The sequence below is a fragment of the Cytobacillus oceanisediminis genome, from assembly GCF_022811925.1.
In the GTDB taxonomy this organism is placed as follows: domain Bacteria; phylum Bacillota; class Bacilli; order Bacillales; family Cytobacillaceae; genus Cytobacillus; species Cytobacillus oceanisediminis_D.
This window is the reverse complement of record NZ_CP065511.1, coordinates 1,346,122-1,366,156: the sequence shown is the minus strand read 5'-3', so window position 1 is coordinate 1,366,156 and position 20,035 is coordinate 1,346,122. Positions and strand designations below refer to the sequence as shown.

General features: G+C 41.7%; 23 protein-coding genes. 10 read left to right on the top strand and 13 right to left on the bottom strand.

Annotated elements, in window-relative coordinates; all coding sequences use genetic code 11:
- Positions 1 to 6: 6 nt before the first annotated feature.
- A complete protein-coding gene (mutY, locus tag IRB79_RS07085; protein WP_243507704.1) occupies positions 7 to 1,107 on the bottom strand; it encodes an A/G-specific adenine glycosylase in 1,101 nt (366 codons plus the stop codon).
- A 246-nt stretch (positions 1,108 to 1,353) separates the two neighbouring features.
- On the opposite strand from mutY, the gene IRB79_RS07080 reads away from it, so the two are divergent.
- On the top strand, positions 1,354 to 2,334 hold the full coding sequence (locus IRB79_RS07080) for a metal-dependent hydrolase (RefSeq protein WP_243507702.1): 981 nt from the start codon (positions 1,354 to 1,356) through the stop codon (positions 2,332 to 2,334).
- Between the two features lie 33 nt (positions 2,335 to 2,367).
- Here the strand turns inward: IRB79_RS07080 and IRB79_RS07075 are convergent, their stop codons facing one another.
- The gene (locus tag IRB79_RS07075; RefSeq protein ID WP_243507700.1) at positions 2,368 to 2,637 is read right to left on the bottom strand and encodes a YfhJ family protein; all 270 of its coding nucleotides are present in this window, start codon (positions 2,635 to 2,637) and stop codon (positions 2,368 to 2,370) included.
- A 128-nt stretch (positions 2,638 to 2,765) separates the two neighbouring features.
- Here IRB79_RS07075 and IRB79_RS07070 point away from each other — a divergent pair, with 128 nt between their 5' ends.
- Complete coding sequence (locus IRB79_RS07070; RefSeq protein ID WP_009335832.1) at positions 2,766 to 2,936, top strand: small, acid-soluble spore protein K; 171 nt, start codon at positions 2,766 to 2,768, stop codon at positions 2,934 to 2,936.
- A 20-nt stretch (positions 2,937 to 2,956) separates the two neighbouring features.
- The gene (locus IRB79_RS07065) at positions 2,957 to 3,115 is read left to right on the top strand and encodes a YpzG family protein (RefSeq protein ID WP_009335831.1); all 159 of its coding nucleotides are present in this window, start codon (positions 2,957 to 2,959) and stop codon (positions 3,113 to 3,115) included.
- Between the two features lie 23 nt (positions 3,116 to 3,138).
- Here IRB79_RS07065 and IRB79_RS07060 read toward each other — a convergent pair whose 3' ends face one another.
- Complete coding sequence (locus IRB79_RS07060; RefSeq protein ID WP_243507698.1) at positions 3,139 to 3,468, bottom strand: YfhH family protein; 330 nt, start codon at positions 3,466 to 3,468, stop codon at positions 3,139 to 3,141.
- A gap of 203 nt (positions 3,469 to 3,671) precedes the next feature.
- Between IRB79_RS07060 and IRB79_RS07055 the strand changes: the two genes are divergently transcribed.
- Entirely contained in the window at positions 3,672 to 4,343 is a 672-nt protein-coding gene (locus IRB79_RS07055) for an SDR family NAD(P)-dependent oxidoreductase (RefSeq protein WP_243507696.1), read from the top strand.
- A gap of 18 nt (positions 4,344 to 4,361) precedes the next feature.
- Here IRB79_RS07055 and recX read toward each other — a convergent pair whose 3' ends face one another.
- Positions 4,362 to 5,165 (bottom strand): recombination regulator RecX, encoded by an 804-nt coding sequence (gene recX, locus IRB79_RS07050; protein WP_243507694.1) that lies wholly within the window; start codon positions 5,163 to 5,165, stop codon positions 4,362 to 4,364.
- Between the two features lie 105 nt (positions 5,166 to 5,270).
- Here recX and IRB79_RS07045 point away from each other — a divergent pair, with 105 nt between their 5' ends.
- From IRB79_RS07045 to IRB79_RS07035, 3 genes are all read left to right on the top strand, one after another.
- Entirely contained in the window at positions 5,271 to 6,176 is a 906-nt protein-coding gene (locus IRB79_RS07045) for a TIGR01777 family oxidoreductase (RefSeq protein WP_243507693.1), read from the top strand.
- Positions 6,177 to 6,249: 73 nt separating this feature from the next.
- Positions 6,250 to 6,375, top strand: coding sequence for a YfhE family protein (locus IRB79_RS07040; RefSeq protein ID WP_081757217.1), 126 nt, complete (start codon positions 6,250 to 6,252; stop codon positions 6,373 to 6,375).
- Between the two features lie 92 nt (positions 6,376 to 6,467).
- Entirely contained in the window at positions 6,468 to 6,656 is a 189-nt protein-coding gene (locus tag IRB79_RS07035) for a YfhD family protein (RefSeq protein ID WP_206842545.1), read from the top strand.
- Between the two features lie 54 nt (positions 6,657 to 6,710).
- On the opposite strand, the gene IRB79_RS07030 is transcribed toward IRB79_RS07035, so the two are convergent.
- The gene (locus IRB79_RS07030) at positions 6,711 to 7,214 is read right to left on the bottom strand and encodes a DoxX family protein (protein ID WP_243507691.1); all 504 of its coding nucleotides are present in this window, start codon (positions 7,212 to 7,214) and stop codon (positions 6,711 to 6,713) included.
- A gap of 309 nt (positions 7,215 to 7,523) precedes the next feature.
- Between IRB79_RS07030 and IRB79_RS07025 the strand changes: the two genes are divergently transcribed.
- Both IRB79_RS07025 and IRB79_RS07020 read left to right on the top strand, forming a co-directional pair.
- Complete coding sequence (locus IRB79_RS07025; RefSeq protein WP_243507690.1) at positions 7,524 to 8,585, top strand: M20 family metallopeptidase; 1,062 nt, start codon at positions 7,524 to 7,526, stop codon at positions 8,583 to 8,585.
- Positions 8,586 to 8,656: 71 nt separating this feature from the next.
- Positions 8,657 to 9,322, top strand: coding sequence for a vWA domain-containing protein (locus tag IRB79_RS07020; protein WP_243507688.1), 666 nt, complete (start codon positions 8,657 to 8,659; stop codon positions 9,320 to 9,322).
- Positions 9,323 to 9,428: 106 nt separating this feature from the next.
- On the opposite strand, the gene IRB79_RS07015 is transcribed toward IRB79_RS07020, so the two are convergent.
- The 8 genes from IRB79_RS07015 to IRB79_RS06980 all read right to left on the bottom strand — a co-directional run bounded on the left by IRB79_RS07015 (position 9,429) and on the right by IRB79_RS06980 (position 18,792).
- Positions 9,429 to 11,258, bottom strand: coding sequence for an ABC transporter ATP-binding protein (locus IRB79_RS07015; RefSeq protein WP_243507686.1), 1,830 nt, complete (start codon positions 11,256 to 11,258; stop codon positions 9,429 to 9,431).
- A complete protein-coding gene (locus IRB79_RS07010) occupies positions 11,251 to 12,981 on the bottom strand; it encodes an ABC transporter ATP-binding protein (protein WP_243507684.1) in 1,731 nt (576 codons plus the stop codon). Before IRB79_RS07010 ends, IRB79_RS07015 begins: the two co-directional genes overlap by 8 nt.
- Positions 12,982 to 13,145: 164 nt before the next feature.
- Complete coding sequence (locus IRB79_RS07005; protein WP_243507682.1) at positions 13,146 to 14,126, bottom strand: glycerophosphodiester phosphodiesterase family protein; 981 nt, start codon at positions 14,124 to 14,126, stop codon at positions 13,146 to 13,148.
- A gap of 105 nt (positions 14,127 to 14,231) precedes the next feature.
- Positions 14,232 to 14,942, bottom strand: a complete 711-nt coding sequence (locus tag IRB79_RS07000; RefSeq protein WP_243507680.1) for an ABC transporter ATP-binding protein — start codon at positions 14,940 to 14,942, stop codon at positions 14,232 to 14,234.
- On the bottom strand, positions 14,935 to 15,708 hold the full coding sequence (locus IRB79_RS06995; protein ID WP_243507678.1) for an ABC transporter ATP-binding protein: 774 nt from the start codon (positions 15,706 to 15,708) through the stop codon (positions 14,935 to 14,937). Before IRB79_RS06995 ends, IRB79_RS07000 begins: the two co-directional genes overlap by 8 nt.
- On the bottom strand, positions 15,680 to 16,657 hold the full coding sequence (locus IRB79_RS06990) for a branched-chain amino acid ABC transporter permease (protein ID WP_243507676.1): 978 nt from the start codon (positions 16,655 to 16,657) through the stop codon (positions 15,680 to 15,682). The genes IRB79_RS06995 and IRB79_RS06990 overlap by 29 nt, the downstream gene beginning before the upstream one ends.
- Positions 16,658 to 16,669: 12 nt before the next feature.
- The gene (locus tag IRB79_RS06985) at positions 16,670 to 17,545 is read right to left on the bottom strand and encodes a branched-chain amino acid ABC transporter permease (RefSeq protein ID WP_243507674.1); all 876 of its coding nucleotides are present in this window, start codon (positions 17,543 to 17,545) and stop codon (positions 16,670 to 16,672) included.
- A gap of 92 nt (positions 17,546 to 17,637) precedes the next feature.
- The gene (locus tag IRB79_RS06980; RefSeq protein ID WP_243507672.1) at positions 17,638 to 18,792 is read right to left on the bottom strand and encodes an ABC transporter substrate-binding protein; all 1,155 of its coding nucleotides are present in this window, start codon (positions 18,790 to 18,792) and stop codon (positions 17,638 to 17,640) included.
- Between the two features lie 320 nt (positions 18,793 to 19,112).
- On the opposite strand from IRB79_RS06980, the gene IRB79_RS06975 reads away from it, so the two are divergent.
- Positions 19,113 to 20,030, top strand: a complete 918-nt coding sequence (locus tag IRB79_RS06975) for a proline dehydrogenase family protein (RefSeq protein WP_243507670.1) — start codon at positions 19,113 to 19,115, stop codon at positions 20,028 to 20,030.
- The last annotated feature ends 5 nt before the right edge of the window (positions 20,031 to 20,035 follow it).

Sequence of the window (20,035 nt, the reverse complement as noted above, 5' to 3'; positions counted from 1 at the left end):
CTTTTTCTATGCTCTGCTTTCCAAATATTGCTTCCATATTTTCTGATGGGAAACCGGAAAAGGAAATTCCTTAATTTCTTCAATGCTGACTAATTTCAAATCGTTTTTTTCCTCTTCGAGTTTTATTATTTTTCCTTTATACACATTTATGTTCCATGTTAGGTGGGAAAAAACGTGTTCAATCTGACCAGTCATTTTTTGTATTTCCACTTTGGCGCCAAATTGTGTGCTGAACACATCTTTCATCTGCTCTTTGTCGCTTACATAAGCAATACTGATTTCTGCCATCGGAAATTCCCAGAGATTAGCAAGAAGGCCTTTTCCAGGTCTTTTGTGTATCAAAATTCTTTTGTAATCATCTATGAGGACAGCTGCTGCTAATTGGACATTTCTTTGCTTTTTTGTTTTGGTTTTTACGGGCAGCTCCTGCTGCGTCCCCTCATAAAAAGCAGTACAATGTTCTCTCACCGGGCATAATAAGCATGAAGGTGACGTTGGTGTACAAATTAATGCTCCAAGCTCCATCAGGGCCTGATTGAAATGGGACGGATTTTCATGTGAAATTAATTTTCGGACGGAAGACTCAAAGATTTTCCTGGAAGAAGGCTTGGCGATATCATCCCAGATAGAGAGGATACGCGAAAGGACCCGCATGACATTGCCATCCACAGCCGGTTCCGGTATTCCGTAAGCAATACTGAGAATTGCTCCTGCTGTATAAGGTCCTACTCCTTTCAATGAAGAAATTTCTTTTGGTGTATCTGGAACTCTTCCGTCATATTTTTCATGGACTTCCCGGACGGCCGCCTGAAGGTTTCTTGCTCTTGAATAATAGCCCAAACCCTCCCAGGCTTTTAATACCTTTTCTTCGTCTGCTTCAGAAAGATCTTTTATGGTCGGAAACTGTTCAATAAAGCGATGAAAGTAAGGAATGACGGTATCCACCCGCGTCTGCTGAAGCATAATCTCAGAAACCCAAACCTTGTAAGGATCCTGGTCCTTTCTCCAGGGCAAATCCCTTTGCTCAGCTTCAAACCACCTGAGCAAATCATTTTGAAAACCTTTTATATCAACTGATTCAATCTTATTTTGACTAATTTCTTTCAATTTTTAATCCTCCTGATGTTAAACAATCGGGAAATATGGGAATATATTAGTACAGTCGCTTCTTTAATCTTTAGTTCTTGATGATTGAACATTTTGTTTCAATTTCAGCAACTCCTTTAAAGGTACCCATATTCAGCTGTTAATACAAGAAATTTGTTGGTACACTTTAGAAAGCGGCCATTAAGTCCGCTATATATTATTAAAGCAAACACTAGATCATGTCCCAAGGAAGGAGGTATTTTCCTCTTGGATACCGGCACACATGTAGTTATGGGGCTGGCGATTGGCGGCATTGCCACTCTTGACCCCGTAGTTGCGGAGAGTTCTGCTACAGCAACAAGTGTCATGATTGGAGCCATAGTCGGTTCACAAATACCAGATATAGATACTGTCTTAAAACTAAGAAATAATGCCGTTTATATTCGCAATCACAGGGGAATTACCCACTCCATACCTGCAGTACTGCTTTGGCCACTTGTCATACTTGCAGTTGTTTACCCATTTTTTCCAGCGGCAAATTTGCTTCACTTATGGCTGTGGACATTTTTGGCTGTTTTCCTGCATGTTTTTGTCGACATTTTTAATGCTTATGGAACACAGGCACTTCGCCCCTTTTCATCGAAATGGGTAGCATTGGGAATCATCAACACATTCGACCCATTCATTTTCGGGATCCATGTCGCTGGATTATTTATATGGGCCTTCGGGGCTCATCCTGGTTATACATTTTTAATTATTTATGGCATTATTGTCGTGTATTATCTTCTTCGATTTGCAGCTCAGAGAAGTGTACTGAGGGCTGTAAAAGTAATTATTCCGGATGCCACAGAAATCATCATTGCCCCAACCATGAGGTTCAATCAATGGCGTGTTGCGGTGATGAGCAGGCAGCAATTTTTCGTTGGTCGTGCTGTTAAAAACCATGTAAGGATTCTCGATCAATTTAATCGTGTTCCTGTCCCTGAGACACCAGTAATTGAAGCCGCGAAGAAAGATAAAAATTTATCTGCATTCCTATCCTTCTCACCAGTTTACCGCTGGGAAGTGGATGAATATGATGATTATTATGAAGTTCGATTCATTGACCTTCGCTACCGGAGCAATGGACATTATCCATTTGTAGCCGTGGTTCAGCTCGATCGGGAGTTTAACATTCAATCATCCTATACAGGCTGGATTTTCAGTGAGGAAAAACTTCGAAAAAAACTGGATATTCTTCCTGGCTAATGAAAACAGGCTGCTAATACAGGCAGCCTGTTTTTAATTTAGCTTATTTTTGTCCTGTTCAAGCAAATGCTTGTATTTAGAATTATTAGCAACAAATTCATGGAGCCTGCTTCCATGGTTTTCTACCCATTGCCTTACGATTCTTTCTGTCATTTCAGAACCTTTATATTCTCTGCCAGCCTTGGCATAAGTTGCTTCAAAATCTTCCCATAGCAGCTCAATCCATGTCTGGGCCTGGCTTGCTGAAAGCATTTTGTTTTTTTCCAATAAAAGCTCATAAAGCTTTTTCTGGTACTCATTCATAAAAGTCACCTCATTACCATTTATTAATAACCTGTATCCTTCATAGCCTCCCGAAAAAAACAAATAATAGTATTACGTGATTGGCAAATGTGCCGGTCGCGCTCTTATTCCGGTTTAGGAGGCTGCATATGCGCAATAAAGCGAGAAATTTCCCAAATCAAAACAATATCAAATTGGAGGGGGAGCCGCGGGCTAAAGCAGAATATGCTTCACGCCGGGCTGATGGCACGATTAATACGCACCCTCAGGAACGAATGAGAGCTTCATCGAACCGCGAAAGTGACACACCAGAATTTTAAAATACGAGGAGGGCTTGGTTATGGGAAACAGCAAAAACTTTTTTGGGGATAATCCTTATTCCAGTCCATTTACTTCACCACACTTTAGGCCTAAGCGTGCACATTCACAAGTAAATGGTGAGACCCAGCAAACTCAAGACCTCATTATTTTAAAACGGCAGATTCGCAAAAATTCATAACAGCAGAAAGAGGATGGTTTACATCATCCTCTTTCTTCCAGTTTTTTCAGCATGGAGATCGGCAAAGCTTCTTCACCTTTACTGCCATTTAGCCGGAATCCCCAGGCAAACACGCCATTCATATATTCAATTTTAAAGTAAACTCCTGGATCCCCGTCGATTTCATAAATTTCACCAGGGGAAAACTCATCAGGATTGAGCAGGTAGGATTTTGCCATTATTACCTTGCGCTCAAGCACGGCAAACTCATTTACCATACCCATCTGTTCCGCTTTCTTTGCTTTTTCATTTAAGCTGGCAATTTCCTGCTGAAGCTCATACGTAGTCATTGTACTGTACCTTTTGTCCTGCATATAAATCCCTCTTACTTTCTTTAGATAGTTGGCCAAGCTAATTTATATACAAATTTTAATTTAAAATCCACTGCACATAGCTAAGTATATGAGAAAATGCCTGTTTAGAAAAGGCTCCTGCTTTTTGTTTTGATGCCATTTCGCAAGTATTGAGCTTTTTTGTTAAGATGTTGTTTATAAGACCTTTCAAAGGAGCGAAACATATGAAGTCTGTCATCATTACCGGCGCGGGGTCCGGATTAGGTAAAGAGCTTGCTTTATTATTTGCCAAACAAGGATTCCATACTATTTTAACTGGAAGGACTTTGGACAAACTGCAAAGCGCGGAAAAGGAGATTCATGAAGCTGGCGGAAGTGCTCAATTCTTTACATTAGATATTACAAAGCCCCAGGAGATCAGCAGCTTGATGACGCAAATCCAAAGCTATGAACTTTACGGCTTAATTAATAATGCTGGAGTTGGACATTTTGGGCCATTTGACCGTCTTGGAGAGCAGGAAATACAGGAAATGCTTGAAACAAACGTGCTTGGCACTATTTATATGACTCAGGCTGTTCTGCCTTATTTTAAAGAAAAAAACGGTGGCTTGCTGATGAATATCATTTCGACAGCTGGCTTAAAAGGAAAAGTAAATGAATCAGTGTATGCAGCAAGCAAGTTTGCTGTTAGAGGATTTACAGAGAGCCTTCAGAAAGAACTTGAAAACACAGATATTAAAGTTAAAGCCGTTTATATGGGCGGAATGGATACCCCTTTCTGGGATGAAAGCGACCATATCAAGGACAAATCCAGGCTTCGTTCTCCTAAAGAAGTGGCAGCAATGATTCTGGATAATATGGATGAAGAATCAATTGTCATCGAATCTAAAAAATAACACATGGGTTTCCATGTGTTATTCTTCATCATTTAAATATTGATCAATTAAATTGAACGAAAAGCCCTTTCTGAATAAGGCTTGTTTCATTTTTTGCCTGTATTCGAATTCAGGCAGGTTCGCATATTTCCTCTTGGCTTTTTCCGCCTGGTACTTTAGGGCTGCAAATTCTTCATCTTCTTCTTTTTCAATCTCCGTTTCAGATACTGCTTCTTGAATGATGTCAAAATTAAAACCTTTGCGCATTAACATCTGTTCCAGTTTTTGTTTGAGGATCTTTGATGAATCACGGGCATATTTCTGTGAATGCTTTTCACACAGCCTTTTTGCTGTACTTAATTCAGCTTCCCATGGATACTCCTTCAGCGCTTCTTCGATTAATTCAGGGGAAATCCCTTTCTCTTTTAGTTCAGTGCGGATTAATCCTTTCCCTTTATCTGATGTGTTCATTTGTGTACGCACAAATGCTATTGCATATTCTTCATCATTTAAAAATTTGTAATCGTACAATTTGTGGACAACTTCCTGAATAACCGGTTCTTCAACTTCCTTTTCCGCTAAATGTTTGCGGACTTCGGTTTCTGAGCGCATCCTTCTGGATAAATAATGAATAGCCATATTATAGGATTTTCGGATATCATCCTGGTAGCCAATTTCATTAAGTGAAAATTCATCCAGCTCCATTCCTTTTTTGAGCTGATGTTTTATTAACACATCTTCATCCACACTAAATGCATATTCTTCACCTTTCCCATAATCCATATATATATTGTAGCGGTCTGTGTTTTTTTTCTGAAATGTGATTTTCGTAATGATCGGCATATTTCTCCACCTCTTTTCTTAAATGTAACATATCCAAAAAAGGATTTTGAAAGAAAACGTCGTAAATTGTAACAAAGTATTTGCCACTTGAAAGGGGAATCTCACATGAGAATAGCCATCGCAGGCGGAACTGGGTTTGTTGGAAACGCATTGGTGAAAAAATTACTGGAGATAAAACATGAAATATTTATTCTAACGAGAAATATATCTGATAAGCAGCATTCTAAAAATCTGAATTATGTACAATGGCTGAACGATGATGATTCACCGGAGGATGTTCTGGAAGGCATTGACGTGTTTATCAACCTGGCAGGTGAGTCCATTAACAGCGGAAGATGGACAGAAGAACGCAAAAAACGGATATTAAACAGCCGCATTACAGCCACGAAGGAAGTTCTCCGGATTATTGGGCGCCTTGAAGAAAAGCCGTATACACTAATCAATGCCAGTGCTGTCGGTTACTATGGCACTTCCCAGATTGAAACCTTCACCGAAGCTTCCAGGAAAAGCGGTACTGATTTTTTGGCTGAAACAGTAAGACGCTGGGAGGAAGAGGCAGCCAAAGCAGAAGAATTTGAAGTCCGGACAGTTTTCTGCAGGTTTGGAATCATTCTTGAGAAAAACGATGGTGCCCTTCCGCGAATGGCCTTTCCTTATAAATTATTTGCCGGAGGGACTGTCGGAACAGGCAGCCAATGGGTTTCATGGATCCATTTAGATGATGCCGTAAACGGAATCCTTTTTTGCATTGATCAAGAACAGCTTCAAGGTCCCGTAAATTTCACATCGCCCCATCCTGTGACAATGAAGGAATTTGGACAAATACTTGGAGAAGTCCTTAATCGCCCTCACTGGATGCCTGCTCCGGGCTTTGCTTTAAAGATAGCTCTTGGGGAGATGAGTACACTGGTATTAGAGGGGCAAAAAGTGCTTCCTGAAAAATTGCAGTCATTCGGTTTTGATTTTTTATATCCAGATTTAAAGGCAGCTCTTGGCGATATTTATCAATGAAATTTGTATCATTTTTTTCAAATAAGGGAAAAATAAGGGAAGTGTGAACCTTATTCTGAAAGGATGTTGCGAAGTGGACAAAAAGAAGAAAGACAAATCTAAAAGCACTTTATCAAGCATGCAGGAAGTAACTTATTCAAGAGAATTCAAAAGAGCTGACAAAGCAGGCGGATTTGCAGGCAGACAGTCAAAACATTAATTTCCACCCATACCAGCCCTATTAATGGCACATGATAAAGGTAAGGAAACATTCAGTTTCCGCACCTTTATTGCTGAAAGGGGTTATTTACAATGGGCCGTGCACATGGACATAAAACTCGTGATAAAAACAAAGCATCACTTCCACAAGTACCAAAGAATATGAAATCTGACGGCATCGACGTAGAGTTCAACCGCGAGCTTGCCGACCAAGAAGATCTCGAGGCAATGGCACGTTCCAATGCAGCCAATCAGCGGGTTAAGAACAGTCAAAAACGCTAAGTTTCAATTTACACAAAAAAGAAGCAGGGACATTCAGCCCCTGCTTCTTCCAATTCAGTGATTGTGTGCTTCTTTTTTTCCTATTCCGTGACCGCCTTTCATCATTGTCTTAATATATGGGATGGCGAATCTGTCGACTCCCCAGTAGTAAGCACCTGCACCTGTAAATAGAAGGATGATTGCTGCTGTATATAGTATTGGGTTAGTGCTTGTTGTTCCTGCTAATAAGAAGTTTAGATTCATGAATGCGCCTGCGATTAATGCCGGAATGGTTGCTGCTCCAAGTATTAGTCCAATTCCAACAAGAACTTCGCCCCATACAACTAAAGTACTGAATAAATCTGCGTTTGGCAATGCTACATTTTCCAGGAAGCCCGCATACCAGCCCTGCACTGCCGGATGGTCGCCAGCGGCTTGGGCTATTGCCCCCTGCATGAATCCTCCTGCATTAAATCCGTCTGCTACCTTATGCCATCCTGCTTCCAGCCATTGTATACCAAGCCAAACCCTTAATATTGTCCACACGACTGCTGCCTTAGGAGTTTTCCACCATTTCATGATAATCATCTCCATGTTATTATTGTGAATCATTTCACATAAACACTTAAAAAATTTTTCCCTATCTGGGGATTTAAAAGCCGGCCAGCTCTTGAGAAGAAAGATTGCTGCAGTGAAGTTGTTTGTGAAATACTTCACTAACTTTCCTCACTTATAATATACTCCTTCCCTTCCCTTTTCGCAATATACTTCACTAATTCTTCACAAATATCGGGCTATCATTGATCAGGCTGTTTTCATCCTGCCAAAGCGGGAATAGGATTAGTACTGTGTAAAATTATTGCTGCATTAAAGGAGGACCTTTGACACATGCTTGAAAGCTTACTGAAAGATCTCATTTCTATTAAAAGCTCTTCAAAGGAAGGAGCAAACCAGGCTATCGAATATTGCCATCAATGGCTGTCGGGCCACGACCTTCCTTCTACAATAATCGAAAATAATGGCTATAAAATGGCAGTCTGTGAAATTGGAAGCGGTGATCAGACCATTATTTTTAACGGACATGTGGATGTTGTTTCAGGAAAGGATGAACAGTTCATTCCTGTAGAACTCCGCGATAAGATATACGGACGCGGGGCAGCGGATATGAAAGCCGGGGTTGCCGCCATGATGTGTGCAGTAAAAGAACTCCGCAATAAGCCTATTGGCGTTAAAATACAGCTTCAAATTGTATCGGATGAAGAAATCGGCGGTTTTAATTGTTCAGGGTATTTAGCAGAACAAGGGTATCGCGGGGATTTTGTCATTTGTTCTGAACCCACTCAGCTTGGAATTGCGCTGGAAGCAAAAGGGGTTATCAGGCTGGACATCGAGATAGATGGAGATCCGGCCCACGGCAGCCGTCCATGGGAAGGAGTCAATGCCATTGAAAAGGCTTTTGAAGTACATCAAAAACTATTAAAATTGCCTTTTGCAAAAGAAGCATCAGATTTCTTTCCGCAGCCTTCAATTAATCTGGCAAAAATAACTGGAGGAGATGTTTATAATAAGGTGCCTGAAAAATGCATAATGTCGTATGATATCCGATACTTGCCTGAACAGGATCATGAAGAGATCATCAAACAAATCGAAACTATCACAGATGGGGAAATTATTATGAGTATGTTCAGCAAGCCGCTTGTGACAGACAGAGATAATCCTTTCATATTAATGCTTGAACCTATTGTTGAAAAACACACCGAAGATAAAGCTGTTTTCTTTGGACAGCATGGTTCTGCTGATACTGTGTTCTTTGCCAATTACGGGATACCAGCTATCGAGTTTGGTCCAACCGGCATGAACTGGCACGGTGATAATGAATATGTGCTGCCGCATTCCATCCATTTATATAAAAAAATGCTTATCGACTTTGCCATGAAATTTTCAAATTAAAGCTTTATTAATGCTAATAGTCTCCCAATATGGTAAATTTTTGGATAGATGATTAAAGGGGGATTCACAGAATGAGCTCTATTAGTTTATTAAAAAAATCAGCGGGAATTGTACTGGAGAAAAAGAAACTGACAAATGTTACTGCCAGAGTAGGACTTGTGCTGGACATTTCAGGCTCCATGCGCAAGTTATATAAAAACGGGACTGTCCAAAGGGTTGTGGAGAGAATCTTAGCAGTTGCCAGCCAATTTGATGATGACGGCGCACTTGATATTTGGGTCTATGATAATGAATTTTCCAGGTTGAAGCCGGTAACAGAACATGACTTTGAAGGATATGTGGATCAATATATCTTAAATAATGATCTGATTCACAAATTCGGAAGAAATGATGAACCGCCCGTAATGGAGGATGTCATTCAGAAATACACCTCAGAAGATACAAGTAAAGACCCTGCCTTCATTGTTTTCATTAATGATGGAGGCTGTAAAAGAACGATCAAAAAACCCGTTGTTGCATCATCCGATAAACCATTATTTTGGCAGTTTGTCGGGATAGGCGATTCAAACTTTGAAGTACTGGAAAAGCTGGATGAAATGGATGGCCGCTATATCGATAACGCAAACTTTTTCCACATTAAAGATGTCGAGACCATTTCTGATAACGAACTATATGACCTCTTGCTGAATGAATTCCCGGACTGGCTAAAAGAAGCAAAAGAAATGAATGTTATTTAATAGATAAGCGAAAAGGCGGATTTGATATTAATCAAATCCGCCTTTTGTTTGGAAAATCCATTGTATCGCTGAAGGGCATACACCTTTTTTGCATCAAACTGCCATTTCAGGCATTTGCCCCCACAGCCGCTTTACCATGAAGCCGATAATAAAAGCCCTCCTGTTCTAGCAGGGTTCCATGTGTACCTTCTTCAATAATCCGTCCCTCTTCAAGAACAAAGATCTTATCTGCGTTCTTAATTGTATTCAGACGGTGGGCAATGACAAAGCTGGTCCTGCCTTTCATCAGTTCCTGAAGGGCATCCTGAATTTTAAGCTCTGTCACCGTATCAATGCTGCTTGTTGCTTCATCCAGAATTAAAATGCCCGGGTTTGCCAGAAATGCACGTGCAATGGAAAGAAGCTGCTTCTGTCCCTGACTAATGCCATTTCCGTCCTGACTCAGCAGTGTCTCATACTGCTGGGGAAGTTTCATGATAAATGAATGGGCATTGGCAAGCTTAGCCGCTTCCACCACTTCTTCATCTGAGGCTTCCAGCCTGCCGTAGCGGATATTTTCGCGCACAGTGCCACGGAATAGAAATGAATCCTGCAGGACAAATCCCATATGCTTCCTCAGGCTTTCTTTTTTCACATTGGCTATATCTTCGCCGTCAATTAAAATACGGCCTGACTCCCGTTCATAAAATCGGGAGAGCAAATTGATCATTGTTGACTTTCCTGCACCTGTTGGACCAACTAAAGCAGCAGTCTGTCCTGCTTTTACATGAAGGCTTACATCCCTGACCGTATTTCCATCTTCTTCATATGAAAAAGATACTTTATGGAATTCAACCTCTCCTTTCACTTCGGTAAGTTCTTTTAGCTGCTCCTCATTTCTGAATTCTTCATCTTCATCCATAATGTCAAATACCCGCTCTGCTCCTGCAATCGCTGATAAAAGTGTGTTAAATTGGTTTGCCAGGTCATTAAGCGGACGTGTGAATTGTCGGGAATACTCCGTGAATATGACAATGACACCGATTGAAATCATTCCATTCAGGGCAAAAATGCCTCCAACCCCGGCAATAATGGCAAAGCTCAAGTTGTTCAGAACATTCATCAGCTTCGGGATAAATCCGGAATATGTCTGAGCCCAGAACCCTGCCCCCCTAAGTTTTTCTCCTTTTTCCCGGAACTCGGCCATAACTTTCTTTTCCTGTGAAAAGGTCTTGATGATCCTCTGTCCTGATATGGTCTCTTCAATAAAACCGTTTAGCTCTCCAAGATTCTTTTGCTGCTCTTTGAATAACCTTCCTGTCCGTGCTGTAATCCATTTCATTCCAAAAAACATCAGCGGCACAATGATCAGTGTAATGAGCGTCAGCAAAGGACTGAGCCAAAGCATTACGGAAACAGTGCCAATTAAAGTCAGCAAGCTGGAAAAGACCTGGATCACTGAACTGTTCAGAGTCGAGCTGACATTTTCAATATCGTTTGTTACCCTGCTCATCAGTTCCCCCTGCTGCCGCTTGTCAAAGAACGGAATGGGGAGCTTATGCAAATGTTTGAAAAGCTTCGTTCTCATTGTAAATACAGTTTCCTGTGCGATGCCGATCATCCAATAATTCTGAAACCAAAGTGCAAGCGAGTTCAGCACATAAATGACCCCGAGCCAGATCAGTAAGGCTATAAATCCATTGCTGTTCTTTGTGACAATATACTCGTCGATCGCCATCCCGACTAAATATGGACCTAGCAGCCCCATTGCTGAGCTGATAACCACCATTAATAGAACAAGAGATAACAATCCTTTATTGTAGGCTAAGTATGTCCAGATTCTTTTTAATGTGAAGTTAATGTTCTCAGATTTCGGCTTTTTCCCTTTAGTAAATTCACCATTCAAGTCGAGAGGAATCTTTTTATATTGGAAAGGTTCTTTGAGCTGTTTAAGCATAATTTCTGTTCTCCTCTCCAGATTGGGATTGAAAAATCCTCTTATACAATCCCGATGTTTGAAGGAGAGTCTCGTGGTCTCCCTCAGCCAGAAGCCTTCCATCTTCAAGCAATAAGATTCTGTCTGCTTCCATTGCTGTACTGATTTTCTGTGTGATAATCAGTGTTGTACAAGTATATTTTTTTAAAGAACTCAAAAGTTTTGCCTCTGTTTTCATATCCAGTGCACTTGTGCTGTCATCAAGAAGAAGGATTTTCGGCATTCTTACTAGCGCCCGGGCAATGGATAGCCGCTGTTTTTGCCCGCCCGATAAATTAACACCCTTTTGTCCCACTTTTGTTTCATAACCTTGAGGCAGCTTCATAATCGTTTCATGTATTTGCGCATTGACAGCTGCTTCAGTGATTTCCTCCATCACGGCATCTTCCTTGCCCCATTTAATGTTCTCTTTCACACTGCCTGTAAAAAGCAGGGCTTCCTGAGGCACAAAGCCAATTTTCCTGCGAAGATTCTCCATTTTCATTTCCCGGACATCATGCCCATCAATTTCAACCTTTCCTCCGGTCACATCATAAAGCCGGGGAATGAGCTGGAATAAAGAGGTTTTCCCTGAGCCTGTTGCACCTAATATCGCTACTGTTTCCCCAGGATTTATTGTAAAGCTGATGCCGTCCAGCACCTTCTCTGAAGTGCCTGGGTATATAAAAGATACATTTTCAAAATGAATTTTTCCCTGATTTACTGTTAGGGCATTCTTGGATTCTGAGCTGTCTGTCAAATCCACATCAGTCTCCAGTACCTCTGCAACACGATTTGCAGAGGCCCGCGCCCTTGAGAATGCCATGATAATCCAGGAGAAAATGGAGAAAGCGGCCGTTATTCTGGTTGCATAGTTAACAATGGCAACAATCTCTCCTACCTTTACATCCCCTTCATTTACCTGTATGCTGCCAAACCAAAGCACGCCAAGAATACTCAGATTCATGATTAAAAGCAAAACAGGCATGGTCACTTCCATCATACGCAATGCTTTAACCGTTCCATCTCTAAGATCCTCATTTGTGCGCGTAAATCGTTTCACTTCATGATTTCTGCGGACAAACGCTTTAATTAGCCGAATCCCCGTCAGATTCTCCTGCATGACGCTGTTTACAGAGTCCAGCTTTTCCTGGACTGCTTTAAAGAGCGCGCCGCCTTTTCCCATTACCCAGAACAGAAATAGAAAAAGGAATGGGGCCACAGCTGACAAGATAAGAGCAAGCTTCACATTTACCACAAAAGCCATTATAAGGCCGCCAATTATTAATAAAGGAGCTCTCATCATGATTCGAAGGCTCATAAAAACGGTATTTTGAAGCTGCGTAATATCATTAGTCATTCGGGTAATTAATGAAGATGTCGGGAAAAGATTAAAGTTGGCAAAAGAGAAGGACTGCACTTTGTCATATAAGCTTCTCCTTACATCAAAACCAAAGCTTTGGCTGACGTGGGCAGCATAAAAGGAATTAATGACTCCAGCTGCAAAAGCGGCAAAAGAAGCAGCCAGCATAATCCCTCCCCACTTCACGACCTCCTGAAGATTATTCTGAAGGATGCCTTGATCTATGATCTTTGCCATTAATAATGGCTGAATAAGCTCAACAGCAAGCTCAGTCAGCATTAAGGATAATGCTATTGCCACTGCTATCCGGTAAGGCTTAAGAAATGCTAAAACTTTCGCCATTTATAGTCCCCCAAGCTGTAATTGCAATTTATAATATATGTATAATAAGACACCTGAAATCCTTCGGCAAACTAAATAATCCTTTTTAATATCATAATCCTTTTTACAAAATTTTTAAATAATTCCATTTGAAAAATTAAAAACGCCTGGATCAAACCAAGCGCCTATTCTTTCTTATATCTGGGGGCAATCAGGTCGATCCTGTTTGTCCAGATGCCTCCTGAATAATCATCAGGCAGCCTTTCCAGGTCTTTAGGTCTATCAAATCCTTCCGACCAGCTTCCGTCCCCTGCAACCACAATAACTCTCGTGCCTGCATCGTCCATTCGATTTAAAAATTTATTCGGCCAGCCCCACATCAGCTTCGTATATGATTCAGGAATATGAAGCTGTGTGTTTTTGCAGGAGTTTGGAACATACCCTGTCCATCCCGCCCCTATATATGGCAGAAGGCAATCTTTCAATGTTGCCTTTGACATCACCCTCATTGCAGGCATTTCTTCCTTCAGTGCAGCAATAGGTTCGTCTCCTCCATAAACAGATATTTTCTCCAATCTGTCTTCTGAAAACAAAGACAGGTATTCAGCAAGCTTTTCTCCTTCTTGGGGGTCATTGCTTTTAATATGGAGTAATAAATCGCCTTCCGGAAACTCATTCATGACTTCATCCAGGCTTGGCATCATTCCGATTACTTTGCCGCGAAACGGATAGGTTTTTCCATTATCCGCTGTATAGCCGTAACCAATGTCCAGCTTTTTTAATTCCTCCATTGTATAATCTCTGGTGCTTCCCTTTGCATTTGTCCGGCATTCCAGCGTCCAATCATGGAACACCGCAAACTGTCCATCCTTTGTAAGCTGAATATCCAATTCAACTGCATCTGCACCTGCTTCAAAAGCTGCTTCCATGGAAGGAATCGTATTTTCAAGAAAGGGATGCTCAGGCTCGTAGATTCTTTCAGCCGTACACGTCTCCCCCGTTATCCCTTCCATATGAAAGGTCTGTGCCATTCCTCTATGGGCGAGAAGCAGCGGCTCAGCATTTCTTTCTTTTGTAAGCAGGGAGCTGTTGTTTAAAAACATAAATACGCCGAGAATTAATAAAATTATAATCAGCCGTTTTAAGATCTTCTTTATTTTTTTCATTTGTCCTCCGGTTTTTGCACAAATAATTCCTTTATCAACCGATTTTACCATAATGCAATAGGTAAAAATATAAAAGGCCAAATCTAAAGATTCGGCCTTTTATATTTAGCTTGATTTCCGCCCCAGGTAGGCTTCCATGATTCTAGGGTCATTCAGCAGCTTCTGTGAGCTGCCCTCAGCAACCATTTTTCCGGTTTCCAGGACATACCCATAATCGGATATTTTTAGTGCCTGCCTGGCATTCTGCTCTACCAAAAGAACGGTAGTGCCCGCTTCGTTAATTTCTTTAATAATCTTAAAGATATCAGCCACTATCAGAGGAGCCAGCCCCATTGACGGCTCGTCAAGGAGAAGCAGCTTGGGTTTGCTGAGGATCGCTCTGGCAATGGCCAGCATCTGCTGCTGTCCGCCGGATAAGGTTCCACCTTGCTGTTTCTGTCTTTCTTCGAGGATTGGAAAACGCTTCATTACATTCTTAATATCCTGGTCAATTTCATTGTCCTTACGGTGATACGCACCCATTTCCAGATTTTCGAGCACTGTCATTCCTGAAAGGATCTGGCGGCCTTCCGGAACAAGGGCAATCCCTTTACGAAGCAGCTGGTCCGGCCGGAGTCCCGTTACATCATGCCCCTGAAATTGAATGCTGCCGGCTTGAGGCTTAAGCAACCCGGAAATGGTCTTCATGGTCGTTGTCTTCCCAGCTCCGTTTGCGCCAAGTATCGTAACAATACTGCCTTCTTCCACTTCGAGGCTAATGTTCTTAAGAACCTGGATTTTCCCATAAAAAGCGTTAATCCCGTTTACCTTAAGCATACAAATCTTCCTCCTCACTGCCGAGATAGGCTTCTATGACATCAGGATTATTTTGGATTTCAGCAGGTGTGCCTTCAGCAATTTTCTTGCCGAAGTTAAGCACGGCAATACGGTCGCATAATTTCATGACAAGCGGCATGTCATGCTCGATCAGCAGGACAGTGATGCCCTGTTCCTGAATTTTTTTGATGAGATGAAATAATTCGCTTGTTTCTGTTTCATTCATTCCGGCTGCCGGTTCATCCAGCAGCAGCAGCTGAGGAGAACTGGCCAGTGCCCGGGCAATTTCCAGCCTTCTTTGCTGGCCGTATGCCAGGCTGTCAGAAACGACCTCCGCAAAACCTCCCAGCCCAACAAACTCTAATAGTTCATTCGCTTTGCTGCGGATTCTTTCTTCTTCTTTTCTCTGTGATTTTGTCCTGAATACACTGCTTAATACGCCGGACTTACTTCTGCAGTGCTCACCAACCATCACATTTTCTTCTGCTGTCATCTGCGGAAACAGGCGAATATTCTGGAATGTTCTGCAAATGCCTTTTTTCGTGATCAGGTGCGGTTTTAAGCCATTGATATTATCTTCATTAAAGATAATCTCGCCTGAGGTGGGAGTAAACATCGATGTAATCAGATTGAACATCGTTGTCTTCCCGGCTCCGTTTGGACCGATCAGCCCAAAGATCTCACCCTGGTTAATAGAGAACGAGACATCAGACAGGGCACTCAGCCCGCCAAAGTTTTTACATGCTTTTTTGACTTGAAGTACCATGCTTTTGCCTCCTCTTTGATGTTTTAAGCTTGAGCCAATTTAAAATATTTACATCAATTAATCCCTGCGGCCGGACAGCCATCATAATAATAATGATCAGACCATAAATCATGTAGCGGTATTCGCTGATAAACCTGAGCACTTCGGGCATTACAGTTAAAAAGAGCGCTCCAAACACCGGTCCCCAAATTACTTCGCTTCCCCCGAAAACTGCGAAAATCAGTATCTCAACCGCACGGTGATAGGCAAAATCGGCAGGACTTATGTACGCAAGAACATGTGCAAATAATGCGCCTGCAAATCCGGCTACCAGTGCCCCCTGTGCAAATGCCAGGACCTTATAATAAGTAATATTGATGCCCATTGACTCAGCAGCTTTTTCATCCAGCTTAATCGCTGCGAAAGCCCGTCCCACTCTGGAACGGTTCTGCCTTCTGAAAAACGTGATTATGCTGATTGTAACCCCCAATAAGATGAGGAAAATAGCTAGAAATACAAACTGGTTATTTTGGAGTCCAAGTATTTTCGGATCAAAGCCAAAGTCTTTTAAAGTATTCAGCAGTTCACGGCCCATATGCGGTATGCCTGATAAACCCACAGCTCCCTTTGTCATAGACTCCCAGTTTACAAAAATAACCCGGATAACCTCTCCAAACCCGAGGGTAACAATGGCGAGGTAAACACCCTGAAGCCTTAATGTCGGTATCCCGATAAGGATTCCGAATAAACCCGCCAATAAAGTGCCCGCCAGTATCCCCACAATAATCGGAAGGTCAAAATTCAGCGTCAGAAGGGCCGATGTATAGGCACCGATCCCCATAAATCCTGCATTGGCAAGCGAGAGCTGACCAGTTGATAGAGTAATATATATACTTACCCCTAAAATAATGTTGATTAATATAAAAGAAGCTACCTGTAAATAATATGGATTTATTAATTCTGCAAGCATGAGTTCACCTTCTTACGCTGAAATTTTTTGGCCAAACAATCCCTGCGGCCTGATTAGAAGTATGACGATAATGGCCGCAAAAGCTATTGCATCCTTGTATCCCGAATTGCCGTAAACAACGACAAAGGTTTCCGCCAGACCAAGGATAAGGCCCCCGGCCATCGCTCCCTTGACATTCCCCATGCCTCCAAGAATGATGATGGCAAGTCCTTTTAGACCAATGGATAATCCCATCTGAGGCGTAACAGAGTTAAATGCCATTCCGACCAGGATCCCGGCAATCCCGCCCATCGCAGATGCGATGATAACAGTCATCGTAATCGTTCTTTTCACATCAACACCAAGAAGGCTTGCAGTTTCCAGGTTTTCAGCAGTTGCCCTTAAGGCTTTTCCTGCCTTTGTCTTGCCTAGCCAAAAAGAAAGGGCGTACATGAGAAGGACAGAAATGACGAAGATGACAATCTGCACAAGATATACGGTGATCGAACCGATCTGGAAACTTATTTCCGCAAAAGAAGCACGGAAAGGATGGTTGCCTGGACCAAAAATGTGGTGGGACAGGTTTTCCAGCAGTATCGAAACGCCAATGGTACTGATCAATGGCGCCAGATGGGATACCCCCTGTTTATTCCTGAGCGGTCTCAGGGCAAATCGCTCAAGCAGATATCCCATTGCGGCAGTTATCAAAATTGCTGCCATAAAGGCCATCCAAAGCGGCCCTTTAAATGTGGAAGTGACAACAACACCAATGAAGGCTCCGAACATAAAGATTTCTCCGTGTGCCATATTGATAATGCCAAGCACCCCGAAAACCAATGTAAACCCAAGTGCAACGATGGCATAAATGCTGCCAAGGGTAATTCCGTTTATTAATTGTTCAATTAACACGGTATTCACCTACTAACTTTATTTATATGAATCATTTTCTTAAAAGTAAGCTCTGGCACTGAAAGCGCCAGAGCTTCACTTTTGCAGCTTTCTTAATTAAATTCCTTAAATGCCCCGCCTTCGATAACCAAAACGGTCGGCTCCATTACGACATCCCCTTCTTCATCAAAAGAGAACTCTCCAAGGATTCCGTTAAAGCCTTTGATTTCGGCCAAAGCGTCACGGAGTGCATCACGGTCAGCTTCACCCGCATTTTTTAATGCTTCAGCCATAATATATAGTGCATCGTAAGCCTGGGCTGCAAATTGGTCAGGCTTTTTGCCGTATTCTTCCTCATACTTACCGACAAATTCCTTGACCTTATCATCTTCTTTTTCACCATACCAAGGAGTTGCCACAATCAGGCCATTTGCTGCATCCCCTGCGATATTGATGACCTCAGGAGAATTGAAGCCGTTTCCTCCGACAAACGGGACATCAATGCCCATTTTCCTTGCCTGATCCATTATGACTGCACCTTCATTGTATAGAGCTGACGCCAGAATAAGGTCTGGCTTTAAACCTTTAATTTTCGTCAATTGTGCATTATAGTCTGATTGTCCTTTTTGGAACGTTTCAATCGTTAAGATTTCAAGGCCCTTCTCTTCTGCTGCTTTTTTCATCGTGTCAAAGCCCGATTTTGTAAAAACATCATCATTTCCATATAGAATTGCTACTTTTTTAGCATCATATTTTTCAATGGCTTTATCTATTGAAGCCGGAATTGCCAAAGCTTCAGGCAGCGAGTTGCGGAAAACATAGGCCCCAATTTGCGGAATCCCTTCTGCAGTTGTTGAAGTCCCCATGATCGGCACCCCGTTCAGATCGGCTTCTGGACCAACTACATTCATTTCTGTACTTAAAGTAGGCCCGATAATTCCTGTTACATTCTCTGAGTTCATAAGCTTTTGTGCTGCTGTCAATGCCTGATCCTGCTTGCCGGCGGAATCTTCTATAACAAGGTTTATCTCGACTTCACCCTTGCCATTGATTTCTTCCTGTGCGAGCTTTAAGCCATTTGTAATAGCTTCGCCATAAGCTGCACCTGGCCCGCTGATATAAGAAATAACTCCAATATCCGCTTTAACTGCTCCTCCGCTGCTCTCCCCTTCCTCATCCCCTGAAGCCTGATTGCCGCCGCATGCAGAGAGGACAAGCAAACTGGACAATGCTGTAAATTGCGCAAATTTCTTTAACTGCTCTCTCATTTTCTCTAACCCCCGTTTTCAGAAATAAGTTAATATTCAAAACTATATTACTATTTAAATACAAATGCTTGTCAATGTAAACAATAATATGGAAACTTTTCTTACATATTAATTGACAACAGAAAGCGGAAGTTCCCGGGAAGCAGTAATCAAAGAATTAAAACTGATGCAGATGTTTCATTGTCTGGAAAATGCAGCCTTTCATTGTCTTCAGTCAACAATAGAAATATAGAATCTTTGTTTTTTATGAACATTGTCGTAACTTGTCACAGAATTGTAAGATTAATCTAAAGATATAACCATTGGAGGTGCCTGAAAAAATGGAAGCGATTACAAGAGACTTTTTTCTATATTTATCAAAAAATAGCTTGCTAAATAAAATTGCCCAGAACAGAGGCGGAAGTTTTGCCGCAGGTAAATTAATTGGCGGGGTTGATTTCAAGAGCAGCGTCCGTTTTATCAGAGATCTGAATAATCAAGGACTTTCTGTAACAGTTGACCATTTGGGAGAATTTGTTGATTCTGTTGAAGTCGCGAATGAACGTACAGAGGAATGTATTTCAACCATTGAAATGATCAGCAAAGAAGGACTTGATTCACAAGTATCCCTAAAAATGACTTCCCTTGGTCTGGATATCGATCATAATCTTGTTGTGAAAAACATGACCAGAATTCTTGATACTGCCGAGAAGCATAAGATAATGGTGACAATTGATATGGAGGATGTACCGCGCTGCCAGGCCACTATCGATTTGTTTAAACAGTTTAAAGAGAAGTACAGCTGTGTAAGCACAGTTCTGCAGGCTTACCTGTACCGGACTGAAAAGGACCTCGAGGATCTGGGAAAATACCAGCCTTTCTTAAGAATGGTAAAAGGTGCTTATAAAGAATCACCGGAGCATGCATTTCCTGAAAAGACAGATGTAGATGAAAACTATAAGAAATTAATTGAGCAAAGTCTGTTAAATGGAAATTATACAGCAATAGCTTCTCACGATGATCAGATCATCAAGTACACAAAAAAATTGGCAAAGAAGCATAACATTCCAAACGATCGCTTTGAATTCCAAATGCTCTATGGCATGAGGAATAAAACACAGCTGGAACTGGCAAAGCAAGGCTATAAGATGCGTGTCTATGTACCTTATGGAATGGACTGGTATGGATATTTCATGAGAAGGCTCGCTGAACGCCCGGCTAATATTGCTTTTGCATTTAAGGGCATTTTCAAAAAGTAAAACTT

Excerpts from the sequence above, each read along its gene's own strand:
- IRB79_RS07045 (WP_243507693.1), top strand. The coding sequence starts at position 5,271 with ATGAGAATAGCCATCGCAGGCGGAACTGGGTTTGTTGGAAACGCATTG.
- IRB79_RS07025 (WP_243507690.1), top strand. The coding sequence starts at position 7,524 with ATGCTTGAAAGCTTACTGAAAGATCTCATTTCTATTAAAAGCTCTTCA.
- IRB79_RS07070 (WP_009335832.1), top strand. The coding sequence starts at position 2,766 with ATGCGCAATAAAGCGAGAAATTTCCCAAATCAAAACAATATCAAATTG.
- IRB79_RS06975 (WP_243507670.1), top strand. The coding sequence starts at position 19,113 with ATGGAAGCGATTACAAGAGACTTTTTTCTATATTTATCAAAAAATAGC.
- recX (WP_243507694.1), bottom strand. The coding sequence starts at position 5,165 with ATGCCGATCATTACGAAAATCACATTTCAGAAAAAAAACACAGACCGC.
- IRB79_RS06980 (WP_243507672.1), bottom strand. The coding sequence starts at position 18,792 with ATGAGAGAGCAGTTAAAGAAATTTGCGCAATTTACAGCATTGTCCAGT.
- IRB79_RS07020 (WP_243507688.1), top strand. The coding sequence starts at position 8,657 with ATGAGCTCTATTAGTTTATTAAAAAAATCAGCGGGAATTGTACTGGAG.
- IRB79_RS07035 (WP_206842545.1), top strand. The coding sequence starts at position 6,468 with ATGGGCCGTGCACATGGACATAAAACTCGTGATAAAAACAAAGCATCA.
- IRB79_RS07010 (WP_243507684.1), bottom strand. The coding sequence starts at position 12,981 with ATGGCGAAAGTTTTAGCATTTCTTAAGCCTTACCGGATAGCAGTGGCA.
- IRB79_RS06995 (WP_243507678.1), bottom strand. The coding sequence starts at position 15,708 with ATGGTACTTCAAGTCAAAAAAGCATGTAAAAACTTTGGCGGGCTGAGT.
- IRB79_RS07000 (WP_243507680.1), bottom strand. The coding sequence starts at position 14,942 with ATGCTTAAGGTAAACGGGATTAACGCTTTTTATGGGAAAATCCAGGTT.
- IRB79_RS07075 (WP_243507700.1), bottom strand. The coding sequence starts at position 2,637 with ATGAATGAGTACCAGAAAAAGCTTTATGAGCTTTTATTGGAAAAAAAC.
- IRB79_RS07065 (WP_009335831.1), top strand. The coding sequence starts at position 2,957 with ATGGGAAACAGCAAAAACTTTTTTGGGGATAATCCTTATTCCAGTCCA.
- IRB79_RS07055 (WP_243507696.1), top strand. The coding sequence starts at position 3,672 with ATGAAGTCTGTCATCATTACCGGCGCGGGGTCCGGATTAGGTAAAGAG.
- IRB79_RS07015 (WP_243507686.1), bottom strand. The coding sequence starts at position 11,258 with ATGCTTAAACAGCTCAAAGAACCTTTCCAATATAAAAAGATTCCTCTC.
- IRB79_RS07060 (WP_243507698.1), bottom strand. The coding sequence starts at position 3,468 with ATGCAGGACAAAAGGTACAGTACAATGACTACGTATGAGCTTCAGCAG.
- IRB79_RS07030 (WP_243507691.1), bottom strand. The coding sequence starts at position 7,214 with ATGAAATGGTGGAAAACTCCTAAGGCAGCAGTCGTGTGGACAATATTA.
- IRB79_RS07005 (WP_243507682.1), bottom strand. The coding sequence starts at position 14,126 with ATGAAAAAAATAAAGAAGATCTTAAAACGGCTGATTATAATTTTATTA.
- IRB79_RS06990 (WP_243507676.1), bottom strand. The coding sequence starts at position 16,657 with ATGCTTGCAGAATTAATAAATCCATATTATTTACAGGTAGCTTCTTTT.